The sequence below is a fragment of the Burkholderia mycopellens genome (assembly GCF_964265025.1).
In the GTDB taxonomy this organism is placed as follows: domain Bacteria; phylum Pseudomonadota; class Gammaproteobacteria; order Burkholderiales; family Burkholderiaceae; genus Burkholderia.
Genome location: NZ_OZ183802.1, coordinates 3184743 through 3200797, shown reverse-complemented (window position 1 = coordinate 3200797; position 16055 = coordinate 3184743). Strand labels below are relative to the sequence as shown.

The window sequence follows — 16055 nt, the reverse complement described above, 5'->3', positions numbered from 1 at the left end:
CGGGGAAGGGGCGGCGCTCAGGCCATCCGGTTCTTCGCGAGCGGCGGATTCGCGGCGAAATAACGCTTGATGCCGCGGAAGATCGCGTCGGCCATCTGGTCGCGATAGCCGTCGTCGTTCAGCCGGCTCTCCTCTTCGGGGTTGCTGATGAACGCGGTCTCGACGAGGATCGACGGAATGTCGGGCGCCTTCAGCACCGCGAATCCGGCCTGCTCGACCGAGCCCTTGTGCAGCTTGTTGATGCCGCCGACTTCCTTCAGCACGTAGTTGCCGTAGCGCAGCGAATCGCGGATCTGCGCGGTCGTCGACATGTCGAACAGCGCGCGGCTCACGGCCGCGTCTGTCGTCTTGATGTTGATGCCGCCGATCAGGTCGGACGAGTTTTCCTTGTTCGCCATCCAGCGCGCCGCGGCGCTCGTCGCGCCGTGATCGGACAGCGCGAACACCGACGAGCCGCGCGCGGACGGCGTCGTGAACGCGTCCGCGTGGATCGACACGAAGAGATCGGCGCCGACGCGGCGCGCCTTCTGCACGCGCACGTTCAGCGGCACGAAGAAGTCGGCGTCGCGCGTCATCATCGCGCGCATGTTCGGCGCGCCGTCGATCTTCGCGCGCAGCTTCTTCGCGATGTCGAGCGCGATGTGCTTCTCGTACGTGCCGCCGCCGCCGATCGCGCCTGGATCCTCGCCGCCGTGGCCCGGATCGATCGCAACCGTCAGCAGGCGGACGGTGCCGCCCTTGCCGGATTTCGGCGCGGTGAACTTGTAGGTGTCGCCGTCGTCGTCGCTGTCGTCGCGGCGCGCGATGACGGGCGGCGGCTTGACGGCCGGCTTCGCGGGCGTCGAAGGCGTGGCGGCGGCGGGCGGCGTGGCCGGCGTGTTCTGCGCGAAGCGCTGGAAGAACGCGTCGCTGTTGTCGCCCGCGGCGGGCGGCGGGGTACCCGGACCGGCCAGCGTGGTCGGCGGCTGCATCTGCTGCGCGCGCGCGGTGTCGTTGAGCGCCTGCTCCTTGCGTTCCGTCTGCGCGATCAGGTCGGACAGCGGATCGGGCGCGACGGCCGGATACAGGTCGAACACGAGCCGGTACTTGTAGGTACCGACCGGCGGCAGCGTGAACACCTGCGGCTTCACCGAGCCTTTCAGGTCGAACACCATCCGCACGACGTGCGGCTGATACTGGCCGACGCGCACCGACTGGATCTGCGGGTCGTTCGGCGCGATCTTCGACACGAGGTCGCGCAGCGCCTGGTCGAGGTCGAGGCCGGTCAGGTCGACCACCAGACGGTCGGGCCCCTGCAGCAGCTGTTGGCTATTCTGCAGCGGCTGGTCGGATTCGATCGTGACGCGCGTGTAATCGCGTGCGGGCCACACGCGCACGCCGAGCACCGACGACGCGTGCGCGAGCCGTGGTGCGACGAGACCGAGCACCAGCGTCGACGCGCCCGCGCACAGGATCTGGCGGCGCCGCCAGTTGTGCGTCGCGGTGGCCGCCGATTCGATCGAGCGGAACGGTTTGATCAACATCTTTCGAGACATGCCTTTCCTGAAGCGCTGTACGCCCGGACGGTGAGGGCGCGGCCGTCGCCATCCACGTCGAGCGAGAAAACCAGATCGGGTACGCCGAGCAGCGTGCCCGCCTGTTGCGGCCATTCGACGAGGCAAATCGCGCTGGAATTGAAATATTCGCGAAAGCCTGCGTCGGACCATTCGGCCGGATCGTTGAAACGATACAGATCGAAGTGATAGACCTCGAGTTCCCCATCGTCGCGTTCGAGCGCATACGGCTCGACGAGCGTGTAGGTCGGGCTGCGTACGCGCCCCGTGTGGCCGAGGCCACGCAGGATCGCGCGTACGAGGGACGTCTTGCCCGCGCCGAGATCGCCGACCAGCTGGATCTGCAGCCCGTCGAACGCATGCGCGCGGGCGAGCTCGGTGCGCGCCGCATCGAGCGCGTGCGCGAAGCGGGTGCCGAAGGCCTCGGTCGCCGCTTCGTCGGCGAGCGCGATCACGCGCTCCGCGAGCAGGGCGGGCAGCATGGCGTCATGAGGCGGTTGGCTGGGCGTGGCTGGCATTCTCGTAAAATAGTGCGATGAACCGATTACCGGAACTCGCCGCATCCGACAGGCCTTCGACTCGTGCCGAAGGCGCGGCACCGTGCGCGCTCGACGATGCGGCGTTGACTGCGCTCGCCGCGCGCATCAGGGCGTGGGGGCGCGAATTGGGTTTCGGGGCGATCGGCATCAGCGATACCGATCTCTCGGATGCCGAAGCAGGCCTCGCTGCCTGGCTGGAAGCCGGATACCACGGCGAAATGGATTATATGGCGAAACATGGGATGAAACGCGCGCGCCCGGCCGAACTTGTGGCCGGTACGCGACGCGTGATTTCCGCCCGGCTCGCCTATCTGCCGGCCGAAACGCTCGCCGCCGCCGCCCCCGGCGGCGAGCCGGGCGCGCTCGTGGCGCACGACTGGCGCGCGCGCGAACGGGCCCGGCTCGACGATCCGCAGGCGGCCGTCGTGTCGATCTACGCACGCGGCCGCGACTATCACAAGGTGCTGCGCAACCGGCTGCAGACGCTCGCCGAGCGCATCGAGCAGGAGATCGGCGCGTTCGGCTACCGCGTGTTCACCGATTCGGCGCCCGTGCTCGAGGTCGAGCTCGCGCAGAAAGCGGGCGTCGGCTGGCGCGGCAAGCATACGCTGCTGCTGCAGCGCGATGCGGGCTCGCTGTTCTTCCTCGGCGAGATCTACGTCGACGTTCCGCTGCCGACCGACGCGCACACGTCCCCCGACACCGCACCCGAGACGCCCGGCGCGCACTGTGGCAGCTGCACGCGCTGCATCGACGCCTGCCCGACCGGCGCGATCGTCGAGCCGTACCGCGTCGACGCGCGCCGCTGCATCTCGTACCTGACGATCGAACTGAAAGGCAGCATCCCCGAGCCGCTGCGGCCGATGATCGGCAATCGCGTGTACGGCTGCGACGACTGCCAGCTCGTGTGCCCGTGGAACAAGTTCGCGCAGGCCGCGCCCGTCGCCGATTTTGACGTGCGGCACGGCCTCGACCGCGCGACGCTCGTCGAGCTGTTTGCGTGGGATGCGGACACGTTCGATACGCGGATGCAGGGCAGTGCGATCCGGCGCATCGGCTACGAAAGCTGGCTGCGCAATCTCGCGGTCGGGCTCGGCAATGCGCTGCGCGCGGACGCGGGCCGGCTCGCGCCGCAGGCGCGCGATGCGATCGTCGCCGCGTTGCGCGCACGGGCCGACGATCCGTCGCCGGTCGTGCGCGAGCATGTCGAATGGGCGCTGCGTGCCGCGTGAAGGCGGCGTAAAGTGTCGTCGGCGCGCGGCCGTGCCGTGCGCATCCATCGGTCAGGAGAGGGCCATGTTCAATGCAGTCATCGACGCGCCGTTCGGCAAGGTCGGCATCCGCACGGACGCCGCGGTGGTGCGCGAGATCGTCTATCTGCCCGAATCGGTGAAGTCGGTCGATCCGGATTCGCCGCTCGCGAAGCGCGCGGTCAAGCAGATCGAACGTTATTTCGAGCGCGCGTCGGCGCGCTTCGACCTGCCGCTCGCCGAAGTCGGCAGCGCGTTCCAGCACCGCGTGTGGGGCGTGATCAGCGATATCCCGCCCGGCACGGTGCTGACCTACGGCCAGGTCGCGAAGCGGATCGGCAGCGCGCCGCGCGCGGTCGGCCAGGCGTGCGGCGCGAACTACTTCCCGCTCGTGATTCCGTGCCATCGCGTCGTCGCGGCGGGCGGCCTCGGCGGCTTCGCGAACCACGACGACAATGGCTACTACCAGAAAGTGAAGCGCTGGCTGCTGGCGCACGAAGGCGTGCCGTACTGATGAATGAACCGCTGATTTCCCCCGACGCCGATGGCGATGCCGCCGAAGCGTCCCCCGCGCTGCTGGCGAGCCGCGCGTCGATCGACGTGTTTTGCGATGCGCTGTGGCTCGAGCACGGGCTCGCACGCAATACGCTCGACGCGTACCGGCGCGATCTCGTGCTGTTTTCCCAATGGCTGGCAGAGACGCACGACGCGTCGCTCGATTCGGTTGACGAAGCGATGGTGACCGGCTACATCGCCGCGCGCAGCGACGGCAAGGCGACGTCGTCGAACCGGCGGCTGTCCGTGTTTCGGCGCTATTACGGCTGGGCCGTGCGCGAGCATCGCGCGAGCGCCGACCCGACGCTGCGGATCATGTCCGCGAAACAGGCCGTCCGGTTTCCGTCGACGTTGTCGGAGGCGCAGGTCGAGGCGCTGCTCGGTGCGCCCGACATCGGCACGCCGCTCGGCCTGCGCGATCGCACGATGCTCGAGCTGATGTATGCGAGCGGGTTGCGCGTGAGCGAGCTCGTGACGCTGAAGACCGTCGAGGTCGGGCTCAACGAGGGCGTCGTGCGCGTGATGGGCAAGGGCTCGAAGGAGCGGCTCGTGCCGTTCGGCGAAGTCGCGCATGGCTGGATCGAGCGCTACCTGCGCGAGGCGCGGCCGGCGCTGCTCGGTGCGCGCGCGGCCGATGCGCTGTTCGTGACCGCGCGCGGCGACGGGATGACGCGCCAGCAGTTCTGGAACATCATCAAGCGTCACGCGCAGCACGCGGACGTGCGCGCACACCTGTCGCCGCACACGCTGCGGCACGCGTTCGCGACGCACCTGCTGAACCATGGCGCCGACCTGCGCGTTGTGCAGCTGCTGCTCGGGCACAGCGACATCTCGACCACGCAGATCTATACGCACGTCGCGCGCGAGCGCTTGAAGACGCTGCACGCGCAACACCATCCGCGCGGCTAACGCATCCGGTGCGGCGCGGGCTGTGTCACGCGCAACGGCCCGTTCGGGTCAGACCAGCTCGCGCAGTTTGTGCTTCAGCACCTTGCCCGTCGACGCGGCAGGCAGCGCGTCGAGCGCACGGATGTGCGCGGGGCGTTTGTAAGGCGCGAGCCGCTCCGCACACCATGCGTGCAGCGCTGCTTCGTCCGCCGTCGCGGCGGGCACCAGCTCGACGAACGCGAGCACTTCTTCGTTGCCTTCGACCGCGCGGCCGATGACGGCCGCCTGCACGACATCCGGATGCGCGTTCAGTACCTGCTCGACTTCGACCGGATAGACGTTGAAGCCCGACCGGATGATCAGCTCCTTGCTGCGGCCCGCGATCGTCACCGCGCCGTCCGCCTCCTGCCGCGCGAGATCGCCGGTGCTCAGCCAGCCGTCCGGCGACACGGCCGCGTGTGTCGCGTCCGCGTTGCGGTAGTAGCCGAGCATCACGTTCGGCCCGCGCACGCGGATCTCGCCGACTTCACCCGGCGGCACGTCGGTGCCGTCCGGCGCGACGATCCGCATTTCCACACCGGGAATCGGCACGCCGACCGAGCTGTCGGTGCGCGGCGCGTCGAGCGGCGTCTGCGTGATCGTCGGGCTGCTTTCGGTCATGCCGTAGCCGTTGTGCAGCGGCACGCCGTACAGGCGCTCGACGCGCGCCTTCAAGTTCGCGTCGAGCGGCGAGCCGCCCGAATACGCGAAGCGCAGGCGTGGCGCGCGCCATGCGTGGCCGTGCGTGTGCAGGTGTTCGAGCAGTTTCGCGTGCATCGCGGGTACGCCCTGGAAGATCGTGACGCCTTCGTCGGCGAGCGCGACGCGCACGGCTTCCGGCGAGAAGCGCGGCGCGAGCCGCAGCGTCGCGCCCGCGTACAGGCTGCCGAGGCAGACCGACGCGAGGCCGTACACGTGCGACACGGGCAGCACGGTGTAGACGACGTCGTCGGGCGACACGCGGCGCAGTGTGCTCGACGTCGCCGCGATGAACAGCAGGTTGCGATGCGACAGCATCACGCCTTTCGGCGTGCCGGTCGTGCCGGTCGTGTAGATCAGCGCCGCACATTGTGCCGCGCCGTCGGTGGCGACCGGTTCGCCCGGCGCGCTCGCGTCGATGCGATACGACCACGCACCGATGTCGACCGGCAGCGTGCCGGCAGGTGCTGCGCCGTGCCGTTCGGCATGCGTGCGCGCATCGGGCGATGCGTCGGTGGTGAACGCGATCAGCTTCGGACGCGCGTGCGCGGCGATCGCGTCGAGCTCGCTGGCGGACAAGCGCGCGTTCGACACGAGCGCCCACGCGTCGAGGCGCGCGACCGCGAACAGCAGCACGATCTGCGCGACGCAGTTTTCGGCGACGATCATCACGCGGTCGCCGCCTTGCACACCGAGGTTGGCGAGCCGCGCAGCCGCCGCATCGACGGCCTGCGACAGGTCGCCGTACGACAGGCGGCGCGCGTCCTCGATCAGCGCCGGGTGCGCGGATACCCGCGCGGCCCAGCGCGCGGGCACGTCGGCGATGCGGCGAGGCAGCGCGGCGAGCAGGGCCTCGACGTCGAGCGGCTCGGAGGAACGGACGGACGAGGACATGGCGTCTCCAGAAAAGGGGCAGGCGGCTGACGAGTTAGGCGAACGATCGTGCCATGATGGCGCACGTGCCACAATCGGCCATTCGGGCAATAGCGCTTCACGCTGTCCGCAATGATGATGGACGGAATCGTTGCGGCGGCGCGGCAGGCCGCCCGGCGGAGGGCCGCCCCGCGGAAAACGGGCCGCGAGTATAACGCCGGCGCGGGCGCACCCATGCGCGCCCGCCGGTCGTTCACCATTAAAATGCCGTCATGAGCAAATCCAGGCATGTGTCCGAAACCCCCGCGACCCAGTTGTTGCGCCGCCACGGCGTCGCGTTCGGCGAGCACCCGTACGACTACGTCGAGCACGGCGGCACCGGCGAATCGGCGCGCCAGCTCGGCGTCGACGAGCACAGCGTCGTGAAGACGCTCGTGATGGAAGATGAACACGCGAAGCCGCTGATCGTGCTGATGCACGGCGACCGCACCGTGTCGACGAAGAACCTCGCGCGGCAGATCGGTGCGAAGCGCATCGAGCCGTGCAAGCCCGAGGTCGCGAACCGCCATTCGGGCTATCTCGTCGGCGGCACGTCGCCGTTCGGCACGCGCAAGGCGATGCCCGTCTACGTCGAGGCGACGATCCTCGAACTGCCGACGATCTACCTGAACGGCGGCCGTCGCGGCTACCTCGTCAGCCTCGCGCCGGCCGTGCTCACGTCGCTGCTCGGCGCGCAGCCCGTGCAGTGCGCAAGTGTCGACTGAGGGTTTCACCTTCGTGGCAGGCCGCGCGCGTTCGGTAGAATGGGCGCCGTTTCGGCGTGCCGTGCGCAGCCGTCCCTTTACCGATACGTTGAAAGAAGAGTCCTCCGCATGCAGATCCTGCTCGCCGCCTTCGTTGCCTACCTGATCGGATCGGTGTCGTTCGCCGTCGTCGTCAGTGGCGCGATGGGCCTGGCCGACCCGCGTTCGTACGGGTCGAAGAATCCCGGCGCGACCAACGTGCTGCGCAGCGGCAACAAGAAGGCCGCGATCCTCACGCTCGTCGGCGACGCGTTCAAGGGCTGGTTCGCCGTCTGGCTCGCCCGGCACTTCGGGCTGCCCGACGTCGCGGTCGCATGGGTCGCGATCGCCGTGTTCCTCGGCCACCTGTATCCGGTGTTCTTCCGCTTCCAGGGCGGCAAGGGCGTCGCCACTGCGGCCGGCGTGCTGCTCGCCGTGCACCCGGTGCTCGGGCTCGCGACCGCGCTGACCTGGCTGATCGTCGCGTTCTTCTTCCGCTATTCGTCGCTCGCGGCGCTGGTGGCGGCCGTGTTCGCGCCGGTGTTCGACGTGTTCCTGTTCGGCACGGGCCACAACCCGGTCGCGTGGGCCGTGCTGGCAATGAGCGTACTGCTCGTGTGGCGTCACCGCGGCAATATTTCGAAGCTGCTGGCGGGGCAGGAGAGCCGGATCGGCGACAAGAAGAAGGCGGCCGCGGACGGCGGCGCGCAGGGCGGCGGGAAAGCCTGAGGAAGCGGCGCTTGCCGCGCGCCGGGCGCGCCGCGTGTGCGGGGCCCGGCGGGATGACGGGACGGATCGTCCGGCGATCAGTCGCGGAAGTTGTTGAAGTCGAGCGGCGTATCGGTCACGTCCTTGCGCAGCATCGCGATCACGCTCTGCAGGTCGTCGCGCTTCGTACCGGCCACGCGCACCGCATCGCCCTGGATGCTCGCCTGCACCTTGATCTTGCTGTCCTTCACGAGGCGCACGATCTTCTTCGCGAGATCGCCGCTCACGCCTTTCTTCACGGTGACGATCTGCTTGACCTTGTCGCCGCCGATCTTCTCGACCTTGCCGTAGTCGAGAAAGCGCACGTCGACGTTGCGCTTGGCCAGCTTGCCGATCAGCACGTCCTTGACCTGGCCGAGCTTGAAATCGTCATCGGCGAACAGCGTCAACTCGCGTTCCTTCTGCTCGACGCGCGCGTCGGAGCCCTTGAAGTCGAAGCGCGTCGAAATTTCCTTGTTCGACTGCTCGATGGCGTTCTTCACTTCGATCATGTTCGCTTCGGAAACGACGTCGAACGATGGCATGGCATTCCTCCCTTGAGATGCGGGCACCCGGCTCGCGCACGGGCACTCGCTATAATTGCGGACTGTCTGCCATTTTACCGATGCCCCTCCGTTTGCCCAAGGCCGGCCATGCGCCGCCCGGGCGGACGTGACCGCGAATGCCGATGCCTCCTGACGATTCCACCCTGTCGCTGCTTCCCGACCTTCCGCTCGCCGCGCACAACACGTTCGGCATCGCCGCGACCGCGCGCTTCGCCGCGCGCATCACGCATGCGGCGCAGTTCGAGGCGCTCCATCGCGACCCGCGCGTCGCGAACCTGCCGCGGCTCGTGCTCGGCGGCGGCAGCAACGTCGTGTTCACGCGCGATTTCGACGGCGTCGTGCTGCTCGACGAGATCGCGGGCCGCCGCGTCGTGCGCGAAGACGACGACGCGTGGTACGTCGAGGCCGGCGGCGGCGAGAACTGGCACGCATTCGTCGCATGGACGCTCGAGCACGGGATGGCGGGCCTCGAGAACCTCGCGCTGATTCCGGGCACGGTCGGCGCCGCGCCGATCCAGAACATCGGCGCATATGGCCTCGAGATGAAGGCATATTTCGACTCGCTGATCGCGGTCGAGCTGGCGACGGGGCGCAGCGAGCGTTTCGACGCCGCGCGCTGCGCATTCGGCTATCGCGACAGCTTTTTCAAGCGGGAAGGGCGCGGCCGGTACGCGATCGTGTCGGTGACGTTCCGGCTGCCCAGGCAATGGACGCCGCGGCTCGGCTACGCGGACGTCACGCGCGAGCTCGACGCGCGCGGCATCGCGCCCGATGCGGCGACGCCGCGCGACGTGTTCGACGCGGTCGTCGCGATCCGCCGCGCGAAGCTGCCCGATCCGGTTGTGCTCGGCAACGCGGGCAGTTTCTTCAAGAATCCGGTGATCGATGCCGCGCAGTTCGATGCGCTGCGTGCGCGCGCGCCCGATGTCGTGTCGTATCCGCAGCCGGACGGGCAGGTGAAGCTCGCGGCCGGCTGGTTGATCGACCGCTGCGGCTGGAAGGGGCGTGCGCTCGGCGCGGCGGCCGTACACGACCGCCAGGCGCTCGTGCTCGTCAATCGCGGCGGCGCGACGGGCGCCGACGTGCTCGCGCTGGCGCGGGCGATCCAGGCCGACGTGTTCGCGAAATTCGGTGTCGAGCTGGAGCCGGAGCCGGTTTGCCTGTGAGCCGGGCCACGACGCCCGCGCAGCAGCTATTGCCGGACCGTGCGCATGGCGCTCGTTGAAAAGGGCGTCGCGTATACGTTGAAGCCGTTGCCGCCGCATTCGCCGGAAGTGCTCGCGCACAACCCGTTCGGACGCGTCCCGGCATTCTGCGACGGTCCGGTCGAGTTCTACGAAACGCGTGCGATCCTCGGCTATATCGACGAAGCGTTCGACGGCCCGAGCCTGCTGGCCCAGTGGGGCGCCACCGCGCATGCGCGCGGCGAGCAATGGATCAGCCTGATCAACTGCCACGCGTACGACGCGATGGTGCGCCGCTACGTACTGCAATACGTGTTCCCGAAAGGCGAGAACGGCCAGCCCGATCGCGCGGTGATCGACGCGGCACTGCCTGAAATCGACCAGCATCTGCAGGTGTTCGACGCGGCGTGTGGCGGGCGCGACTACCTGGTCGGCAGCGGGTTGTCGATGGCGGATCTGTTCCTGGCGCCGATTCTGGCTTACGTGGGCATGTTCCCCGAAGGGGCGGAATTGCTGCGGAAATACCCGAACGTCACGCGTGCGCAGGCGGTGATGCGCGAGCGGCCAAGCTTCGCCGCGACGCAGCCGGCGCCGGGCTGAAGGGGCATCGGCATGAGCGCGCATGCCGCGCGGGTGGCGGGAAAATAAAAAGCGCCGGGCTGTGCCGGCGCTTATCGCTTGCGACGAGGCCGCGCGCGTCAGTGCGTCAGTGCTTCAGCCGGCCGAGCAGCAGGAACTCCATCAGCGCCTTCTGCACGTGCAGGCGGTTTTCCGCCTCGTCCCATACGACGCTCTGCGGGCCGTCGATCACGCCGGCCGTCACTTCCTCGCCGCGGTGCGCGGGCAGGCAGTGCATGAAGAGGGCGTCCGGGTTAGCGTGACCCATCATTTCCTCGTCGACGCACCAGTCGGCGAACGCCTGCTTGCGAGCCTCGTTCTCGGCCTCGAAGCCCATGCTCGTCCACACGTCGGTGGTGACGAGGTCGGCGCCCTTGCACGCTTCGTTCGGATCGTCGAACACTTCGTAGAACGGCGAGCTGTCGGGCGACACGAGCTTCATGTCGAGTGCGTAGCCGGGCGGCGTGGACAGGCGCAGCTTGAAGCCGAGGATCTGCGCGGCTTCGATCCACGTGTAGAGCATGTTGTTCGCATCGCCGACCCATGCAACGGTCTTGCCGGCGATCGGGCCGCGGTGCTCGTAGTACGTGAAGATGTCGGCGAGCACCTGGCACGGGTGGTACTCGTTCGTCAGGCCGTTGATCACCGGCACGCGGGAATTGTCCGCGAAACGCTTGATGACTTCCTGCTCGAACGTACGAATCATGATGATGTCGACCATCCGCGAGATGACCTGCGCGGAATCCTCGACCGGTTCGCCGCGACCGAGCTGCGTGTCGCGCGTGCTCATGAAGACGGCGTGGCCGCCGAGCTGGAAGATCCCGGCTTCGAACGACAGGCGCGTGCGCGTGGAGCTCTTCTCGAAGATCATCGCGAGCGTGCGGTCGTGCAGCGGGTGATAGGTCTCGTAGTTCTTGAACTTGCGCTTCAGGATACCCGTGCGTTCGAGCACGTACTCGTAGTCTTCCAGCGAGAAATCCTTGAACTGCAGGTAGTGACGAATGGTTTTGGCGGTCATGAAGCGAAATACGGCGGGTTGCACCCGGCAGCAAGGCCGGACGGCGCCGCCGTCGGGTGTGGATAACTCAAAGCAGCATAAAGGATTTTCTGTGCTTTGACGAGCCGCGGAGAAAAGCGGGGCATGATCGCCAGGTGCTGCAGGCGGAGCGGGAGGAGGGGTGTCGGGGCGACGCGCGATGGCGCGCTGCGGTATAATCCGAAAGTTTTCTCCAGCCCGGCAGGCAAGCCTCCTCGCGCTCTGCCGGACACAAGCCGTGCGCTGCACAAATCCGGTGCAGTCCACCGGCGGCGCACACCGACGTCCCGTTTTCGGGATATCGGAATGCTTGTGCCGCCGTCCGTTTCAGCTTTGTGTTCGCGTATCCAGGCGCCGTTGCCTGGACATCGCCGGGCCGTCACTTGGGTAACCACATGGCTGAAACCCCTCCGACCGAATTCTTCATCCAGGGCATCACGAAAGACGGGAAAAAGTTTCGCCCGAGCGACTGGTCGGAACGTCTGGCCGGTGTGATGGCCTGCTTCGGGCCGGGGGCGAGCGGACCGAACGCGCGCCTCAAGTATTCGCTCTACGTGCGTCCGACGATGCTCGGCGACCTGAAATGCGTGATCCTCGATTCCCGGCTGCGCGATGTCGAGCCGATGGCTTTCGATTTCGTGCTGAATTTCGCGAAGGACAACAACCTTGTTGTCACCGAGGCGTGCGAACTGCCGGACTACAACGCCAAGAAGTGATACCGGCCAGGGCGAGGGCGCTTGCCGCGTCCGGCCTGGCAAATGTCGCTGGCTCGCAGGATGCGCGCCGGCGACAGGCAACAAAAAAGCCCGCCTAGGCGGGCTTTTTTGCGATCGCAGGAAACAGGAACGCCCGCGTGAGCGGGCGCACCGGATTTACGCTGCTGCCTGCAGACCCTTGACGGCTGCGGCGAGGCGGCTCTTGCTGCGAGCGGCCTTGTTCTTGTGAACGATCTTCTTGTCGGCGATCGTGTCGATCGTCTTCACGGCAGCCTTGAACAGCTCGGCAGCCTTTGCCTGGTCGCCGGCTTCAACAGCCTTGCGAACCGACTTGATCGCGGTACGGAATTTCGAGCGCAGCGCCGAGTTGTGCGAGTTTGCCTTCGCGGCCTGGCGGGCGCGCTTGCGTGCTTGTGCGGAGTTAGCCATGACGGTTCCTTATCCTGTCCTGTTTCCAGAGCTTGGAGCCTGACGGCCAAGCGCTGCTTTTCGATCCGTCCCCTGAGAACGATTGCCCAGGGGCGCATAAAAAAACGGTGATTTTAACCGAGGCCGGGACATGAAAACGGCAGTTGCCGTGCATGTACGAGCCCAGAAACCGGCGATTATAGCAACAAAATCAAGCGAGTGGCAAGTTCAACGTGACATGCGCCGAGCGGGACGCCGCAGGCATGCACGCTTTTCGGCATCGGCCGCTGGCCGGGCCACGCAACGTCCGTATAATAAGCGCCCCATGAATCTATTCCGAGCCCTGCTGACGGTCAGCGGCTTCACGCTGCTGTCGCGCGTGACCGGACTGGCCCGCGAGACGCTGATCGCCCGTGCGTTCGGCGCCAGTCAATACACCGACGCGTTCTACGTCGCCTTCCGAATCCCGAACCTGCTGCGCCGCCTGTCTGCCGAAGGCGCGTTCTCGCAGGCGTTCGTGCCGATCCTCGCCGAGTTCAAGAACCAGCAGGGGCACGACGCGACGAAAGCGCTTGTCGACGCGATGTCGACCGTGCTGGCGTGGGCGCTTGCCGTGCTGTCGGTCTTCGGGATCGTCGGCGCGTCGTGGGTCGTGTTCGCGGTCGCGTCCGGCCTGCACACCGACGGGCAGGCGTTCCCGCTCGCGGTCACGATGACGCGGATCATGTTCCCGTACATCGTGTTCATCTCGCTGACGACGCTCGCCTCCGGCGTGCTGAACACGTACAAGAGCTTCTCGCTGCCCGCGTTCGCGCCGGTGCTGCTCAACGTCGCGTTCATCGCCGCGGCCGTGTTCGTCGCGCCGCACCTGAAGGTGCCGGTGTTCGCGCTCGCGTGGGCGGTCATCGTCGGCGGCGTGCTGCAGTTCCTCGTGCAGCTGCCGGGCCTGAAGAAGATCGACATGGTGCCGCTGATCGGCCTCAACCCGCTGCGCGCGCTGCGTCACCCGGGCGTGAAGCGCGTGCTCGCGAAGATGGTGCCCGCGACGTTCGCCGTGTCGGTCGCGCAACTGTCGCTGATCATCAACACCAACATCGCGTCGCGGCTCGGGCAGGGCGCCGTGTCGTGGATCAACTACGCCGACCGCCTGATGGAGTTCCCGACGGCGCTGCTCGGCGTCGCGCTCGGCACGATCCTGCTGCCGAGCCTGTCGAAGGCGCACGTCGATGCCGATTCGCACGAGTATTCGGCGCTGCTCGACTGGGGCCTGCGCGTCACGTTCCTGCTCGCGGCGCCGAGTGCGCTCGCGCTGTTCTTCTTCGCGACGCCGCTCACCGCGACGCTCTTCAACTACGGCAAGTTCGACGCGCATACCGTCACGATGGTCGCGCGCGCGCTCGCGACCTACGGGATCGGCCTCGTCGGCATCATCCTGATCAAGATTCTCGCGCCGGGCTTCTATGCGAAGCAGGACATCAAGACGCCCGTGAAGATCGCGATCGGCGTGCTGATCGTCACGCAGATCTCGAACTACGTGTTCGTGCCGCTGATCGGCCACGCGGGCCTGACGCTGAGCATCGGCGTCGGCGCGTGCCTGAACTCGCTGCTGCTGTTCATCGGGCTGCGCAAGCGCGGCATCTACCAGCCGTCGCCGGGCTGGCTGCGCTTCTTCGTGCAGCTGATCGGCGCGGCGCTGGTGCTCGCGGGCCTGATGCACTGGCTGTCGGTCAGCTTCGACTGGACCGGGATGCGTGCGCAGCCGCTCGATCGCATTGCATTGATGGCCGCGTGCCTCGTGCTGTTCGCTGCACTATATTTCGGTATGTTGTGGGTGATGGGCTTCAAATACGCTTATTTCAGAAGGCGCGCCAAGTGACGACCGCAATGACCCGCGTCCTCGACTACTTCAGCACGCTCGTGGCAGACGACGACAGCCTGCCTGTCACGGAAGCGGCGCTGTCGCTGGCACAGGACGCGTATCCCGACCTCGACCTGCAGGGCACGCTGGCCGAACTCGACATGCTGGCCGCGCGGCTGCGCCGGCGGCTCACGGACGATGCGGACCTGAAGGGCCGCGTCGCCGCACTGAACGATTTCTTCTTCCGCGAACTCGGCTTCGCGTGCAATCACAACGACTACTACGACCCCGATAACAGCCACCTGAACGCGGTGCTGAAGCGGCGGCGCGGGATCCCGATCTCGCTGTCGGTGCTGTACCTGGAGCTCGCCGAGCAGATCGGCGTGCCGGCGCGCGGCGTGTCGTTCCCCGGCCATTTCCTGCTGCGCGTCACGCTGCCGGACGGCGACCTGATCATCGATCCGGCCAACGGCCATTCGCTGTCCGAAGCCGAGATGGTCGAGATGCTCGAGCCGTACGTCGCGCGTGCGGCCGGTGCGGTCGACAGCGCGTTGCGCGCGCTGCTGCAGCCGGCGACGAGCCGCGAGGTCATCGCGCGGATGCTGCGCAACCTGAAGACGATCTATCTTCAGACGGAACGCTGGCAGCGGCTGCTCGCGGTGCAGCAGCGGCTCGTGATCCTGCTGCCCGAGCACCTCGACGAGGTCCGCGACCGCGGCTTCGCGTATGCGCGGCTCGATTACCTGCGCCCCGCGCTCGAGGATCTCGAACAGTATCTCGGCGAGCGGCCGGACGCGGACGACGCCACCGTCGTCGAGTCGCAGGTGACCGAATTGCGGCAGCGGATGCAGCGCGACGGCGACGATTGAGCCGGCACCGCGCTGCGGGAACCCTGAATGAATGAAAGAACGCCCGCGCTGCGGGCGTTTTTCGTGCTTATTTCGGCTGCATCCGGATCGCGCCGTCGAGGCGGATCACCTCGCCGTTGAGCATCGGATTCTCGACGATCTGGCGCACCAGCAGCGCGTACTCGGCCGGTTTGCCGAGCCGGGGCGGGAACGGCACCATTGCGCCGAGCGCGTCCTGGACGTCCTGCGGCATGCCGAGCAGCATCGGCGTCTCGAACAGGCCGGGCGCGATCGTCATCACGCGGATGCCGTGGCGCGCCAGGTCGCGTGCGATCGGCAGCGTCATGCCCGCGACGCCGGCTTTCGATGCCGCGTAAGCGGCCTGGCCGATCTGTCCGTCGAATGCGGCAACCGACGCGGTGCTGACGATCACGCCGCGCTCGCCGTCCGCGGTCGGCGCGGTGGCGGCCATCGCGGCGGCCGCGAGCCGGATCATGTTGAACGTGCCGACGAGGTTCACGTTGATCGTCTTCGCGAACACGTCGAGCGGATGCGCGCCGTCCTTGCCGACGGTCTTCGCGGCGGGCGCGATGCCCGCGCAGTTCACGAGGCCGCGCAGCGTGCCGGCGCGCTGCGCGGCGCCGACGGCCGCCTGCGCGTCGGCCTCGCTCGACACGTCGCAGTGCACGAAGATGCCGCCCAGTTCGGTCGCGAGCGCCGTGCCCGCCGCGTCGTTCAGGTCGGCGAGCACGACGGTGCCGCCTGCCTGCGCGAGCATCCGCGCCGTGCCGGCGCCGAGGCCCGATGCACCGCCCGTGATCAGAAACACGTTGCCGCGAATGTCCATGACTGTCTCCTTTGTTGAGTGCTCTTGGCGCATTGGCGCCTGGGGCGGA

General features: G+C 67.6%; 16 protein-coding genes and 1 pseudogene. 10 read left to right on the top strand and 7 right to left on the bottom strand.

Translation table 11 applies throughout. The features are described 5' to 3' along the window. Positions 1–17 precede the first annotated feature (17 nt). Both ACPTTC_RS14905 and tsaE read right to left on the bottom strand, forming a co-directional pair. Entirely contained in the window at positions 18–1535 is a 1518-nt protein-coding gene (locus ACPTTC_RS14905; protein ID WP_423392918.1) for an N-acetylmuramoyl-L-alanine amidase, read from the bottom strand. Further along, positions 1517–2071, bottom strand: coding sequence for a tRNA (adenosine(37)-N6)-threonylcarbamoyltransferase complex ATPase subunit type 1 TsaE (gene tsaE, locus ACPTTC_RS14900; protein ID WP_174951540.1), 555 nt, complete (start codon positions 2069–2071; stop codon positions 1517–1519). The genes ACPTTC_RS14905 and tsaE overlap by 19 nt, the downstream gene beginning before the upstream one ends. Positions 2072–2088: 17 nt before the next feature. Here tsaE and queG point away from each other — a divergent pair, with 17 nt between their 5' ends. The 3 genes from queG (at position 2089) to xerD (ending at position 4806) form a co-directional block, all read left to right on the top strand. Beyond that, entirely contained in the window at positions 2089–3324 is a 1236-nt protein-coding gene (queG, locus tag ACPTTC_RS14895; RefSeq protein WP_423392917.1) for a tRNA epoxyqueuosine(34) reductase QueG, read from the top strand. 64 nt (positions 3325–3388) lie between these two features. After that, complete coding sequence (locus ACPTTC_RS14890; protein ID WP_423392916.1) at positions 3389–3856, top strand: methylated-DNA--[protein]-cysteine S-methyltransferase; 468 nt, start codon at positions 3389–3391, stop codon at positions 3854–3856. Next, entirely contained in the window at positions 3856–4806 is a 951-nt protein-coding gene (gene xerD, locus ACPTTC_RS14885; RefSeq protein WP_423392915.1) for a site-specific tyrosine recombinase XerD, read from the top strand. The genes ACPTTC_RS14890 and xerD overlap by 1 nt, the downstream gene beginning before the upstream one ends. A gap of 48 nt (positions 4807–4854) precedes the next feature. On the opposite strand, the gene ACPTTC_RS14880 is transcribed toward xerD, so the two are convergent. Further along, a complete protein-coding gene (locus tag ACPTTC_RS14880; protein ID WP_423392914.1) occupies positions 4855–6417 on the bottom strand; it encodes a class I adenylate-forming enzyme family protein in 1563 nt (520 codons plus the stop codon). Between the two features lie 251 nt (positions 6418–6668). On the opposite strand from ACPTTC_RS14880, the gene ybaK reads away from it, so the two are divergent. Both ybaK and plsY read left to right on the top strand, forming a co-directional pair. Then, entirely contained in the window at positions 6669–7160 is a 492-nt protein-coding gene (gene ybaK / locus ACPTTC_RS14875) for a Cys-tRNA(Pro) deacylase (protein ID WP_175950923.1), read from the top strand. A 108-nt stretch (positions 7161–7268) separates the two neighbouring features. Then, positions 7269–7907: a glycerol-3-phosphate 1-O-acyltransferase PlsY gene (gene plsY, locus ACPTTC_RS14870; RefSeq protein ID WP_423392913.1), complete on the top strand. Its 639-nt coding sequence runs from the start codon at positions 7269–7271 to the stop codon at positions 7905–7907. Between the two features lie 77 nt (positions 7908–7984). Here the strand turns inward: plsY and ACPTTC_RS14865 are convergent, their stop codons facing one another. Continuing rightward, complete coding sequence (locus tag ACPTTC_RS14865; RefSeq protein ID WP_175950925.1) at positions 7985–8470, bottom strand: YajQ family cyclic di-GMP-binding protein; 486 nt, start codon at positions 8468–8470, stop codon at positions 7985–7987. A gap of 137 nt (positions 8471–8607) precedes the next feature. Here ACPTTC_RS14865 and murB point away from each other — a divergent pair, with 137 nt between their 5' ends. Continuing rightward, on the top strand, positions 8608–9657 hold the full coding sequence (gene murB / locus ACPTTC_RS14860; protein ID WP_423392912.1) for a UDP-N-acetylmuramate dehydrogenase: 1050 nt from the start codon (positions 8608–8610) through the stop codon (positions 9655–9657). A 15-nt stretch (positions 9658–9672) separates the two neighbouring features. After that, a pseudogene (locus tag ACPTTC_RS14855) lies at positions 9673–10275 on the top strand (glutathione S-transferase family protein); the annotation flags it as partial. Between the two features lie 106 nt (positions 10276–10381). Here ACPTTC_RS14855 and argF read toward each other — a convergent pair. Continuing rightward, on the bottom strand, positions 10382–11311 hold the full coding sequence (gene argF, locus ACPTTC_RS14850) for an ornithine carbamoyltransferase (protein WP_175950927.1): 930 nt from the start codon (positions 11309–11311) through the stop codon (positions 10382–10384). A 413-nt stretch (positions 11312–11724) separates the two neighbouring features. Here argF and ACPTTC_RS14845 point away from each other — a divergent pair, with 413 nt between their 5' ends. Continuing rightward, complete coding sequence (locus ACPTTC_RS14845) at positions 11725–12045, top strand: DUF3579 domain-containing protein (RefSeq protein ID WP_175971311.1); 321 nt, start codon at positions 11725–11727, stop codon at positions 12043–12045. A 156-nt stretch (positions 12046–12201) separates the two neighbouring features. Here the strand turns inward: ACPTTC_RS14845 and rpsT are convergent, their stop codons facing one another. Next, positions 12202–12474, bottom strand: a complete 273-nt coding sequence (gene rpsT, locus ACPTTC_RS14840) for a 30S ribosomal protein S20 (protein WP_006482211.1) — start codon at positions 12472–12474, stop codon at positions 12202–12204. Positions 12475–12778: 304 nt separating this feature from the next. Here rpsT and murJ point away from each other — a divergent pair, with 304 nt between their 5' ends. Together murJ and ACPTTC_RS14830 are read left to right on the top strand one after the other, a co-directional pair. Beyond that, positions 12779–14329: a murein biosynthesis integral membrane protein MurJ gene (gene murJ / locus ACPTTC_RS14835; protein WP_423392911.1), complete on the top strand. Its 1551-nt coding sequence runs from the start codon at positions 12779–12781 to the stop codon at positions 14327–14329. Positions 14330–14337: 8 nt separating this feature from the next. Next, a complete protein-coding gene (locus ACPTTC_RS14830) occupies positions 14338–15180 on the top strand; it encodes a SirB1 family protein (protein WP_175971188.1) in 843 nt (280 codons plus the stop codon). A 67-nt stretch (positions 15181–15247) separates the two neighbouring features. Here ACPTTC_RS14830 and ACPTTC_RS14825 read toward each other — a convergent pair whose 3' ends face one another. Beyond that, positions 15248–16006, bottom strand: coding sequence for an SDR family NAD(P)-dependent oxidoreductase (locus tag ACPTTC_RS14825; RefSeq protein ID WP_423392910.1), 759 nt, complete (start codon positions 16004–16006; stop codon positions 15248–15250). Positions 16007–16055 lie beyond the last annotated feature (49 nt).

Coding starts and splice junctions, on each gene's coding strand:
- rpsT (WP_006482211.1), bottom strand. CDS start 12,474: ATGGCTAACTCCGCACAAGCACGCAAGCGCGCCCGCCAGGCCGCGAAG.
- ACPTTC_RS14830 (WP_175971188.1), top strand. CDS start 14,338: ATGACCCGCGTCCTCGACTACTTCAGCACGCTCGTGGCAGACGACGAC.
- argF (WP_175950927.1), bottom strand. CDS start 11,311: ATGACCGCCAAAACCATTCGTCACTACCTGCAGTTCAAGGATTTCTCG.
- murB (WP_423392912.1), top strand. CDS start 8,608: ATGCCGATGCCTCCTGACGATTCCACCCTGTCGCTGCTTCCCGACCTT.
- ACPTTC_RS14905 (WP_423392918.1), bottom strand. CDS start 1,535: ATGTCTCGAAAGATGTTGATCAAACCGTTCCGCTCGATCGAATCGGCG.
- plsY (WP_423392913.1), top strand. CDS start 7,269: ATGCAGATCCTGCTCGCCGCCTTCGTTGCCTACCTGATCGGATCGGTG.
- xerD (WP_423392915.1), top strand. CDS start 3,856: ATGAATGAACCGCTGATTTCCCCCGACGCCGATGGCGATGCCGCCGAA.
- ACPTTC_RS14845 (WP_175971311.1), top strand. CDS start 11,725: ATGGCTGAAACCCCTCCGACCGAATTCTTCATCCAGGGCATCACGAAA.
- ybaK (WP_175950923.1), top strand. CDS start 6,669: ATGAGCAAATCCAGGCATGTGTCCGAAACCCCCGCGACCCAGTTGTTG.
- queG (WP_423392917.1), top strand. CDS start 2,089: ATGAACCGATTACCGGAACTCGCCGCATCCGACAGGCCTTCGACTCGT.
- murJ (WP_423392911.1), top strand. CDS start 12,779: ATGAATCTATTCCGAGCCCTGCTGACGGTCAGCGGCTTCACGCTGCTG.
- tsaE (WP_174951540.1), bottom strand. CDS start 2,071: ATGCCAGCCACGCCCAGCCAACCGCCTCATGACGCCATGCTGCCCGCC.
- ACPTTC_RS14865 (WP_175950925.1), bottom strand. CDS start 8,470: ATGCCATCGTTCGACGTCGTTTCCGAAGCGAACATGATCGAAGTGAAG.
- ACPTTC_RS14880 (WP_423392914.1), bottom strand. CDS start 6,417: ATGTCCTCGTCCGTCCGTTCCTCCGAGCCGCTCGACGTCGAGGCCCTG.
- ACPTTC_RS14890 (WP_423392916.1), top strand. CDS start 3,389: ATGTTCAATGCAGTCATCGACGCGCCGTTCGGCAAGGTCGGCATCCGC.
- ACPTTC_RS14825 (WP_423392910.1), bottom strand. CDS start 16,006: ATGGACATTCGCGGCAACGTGTTTCTGATCACGGGCGGTGCATCGGGC.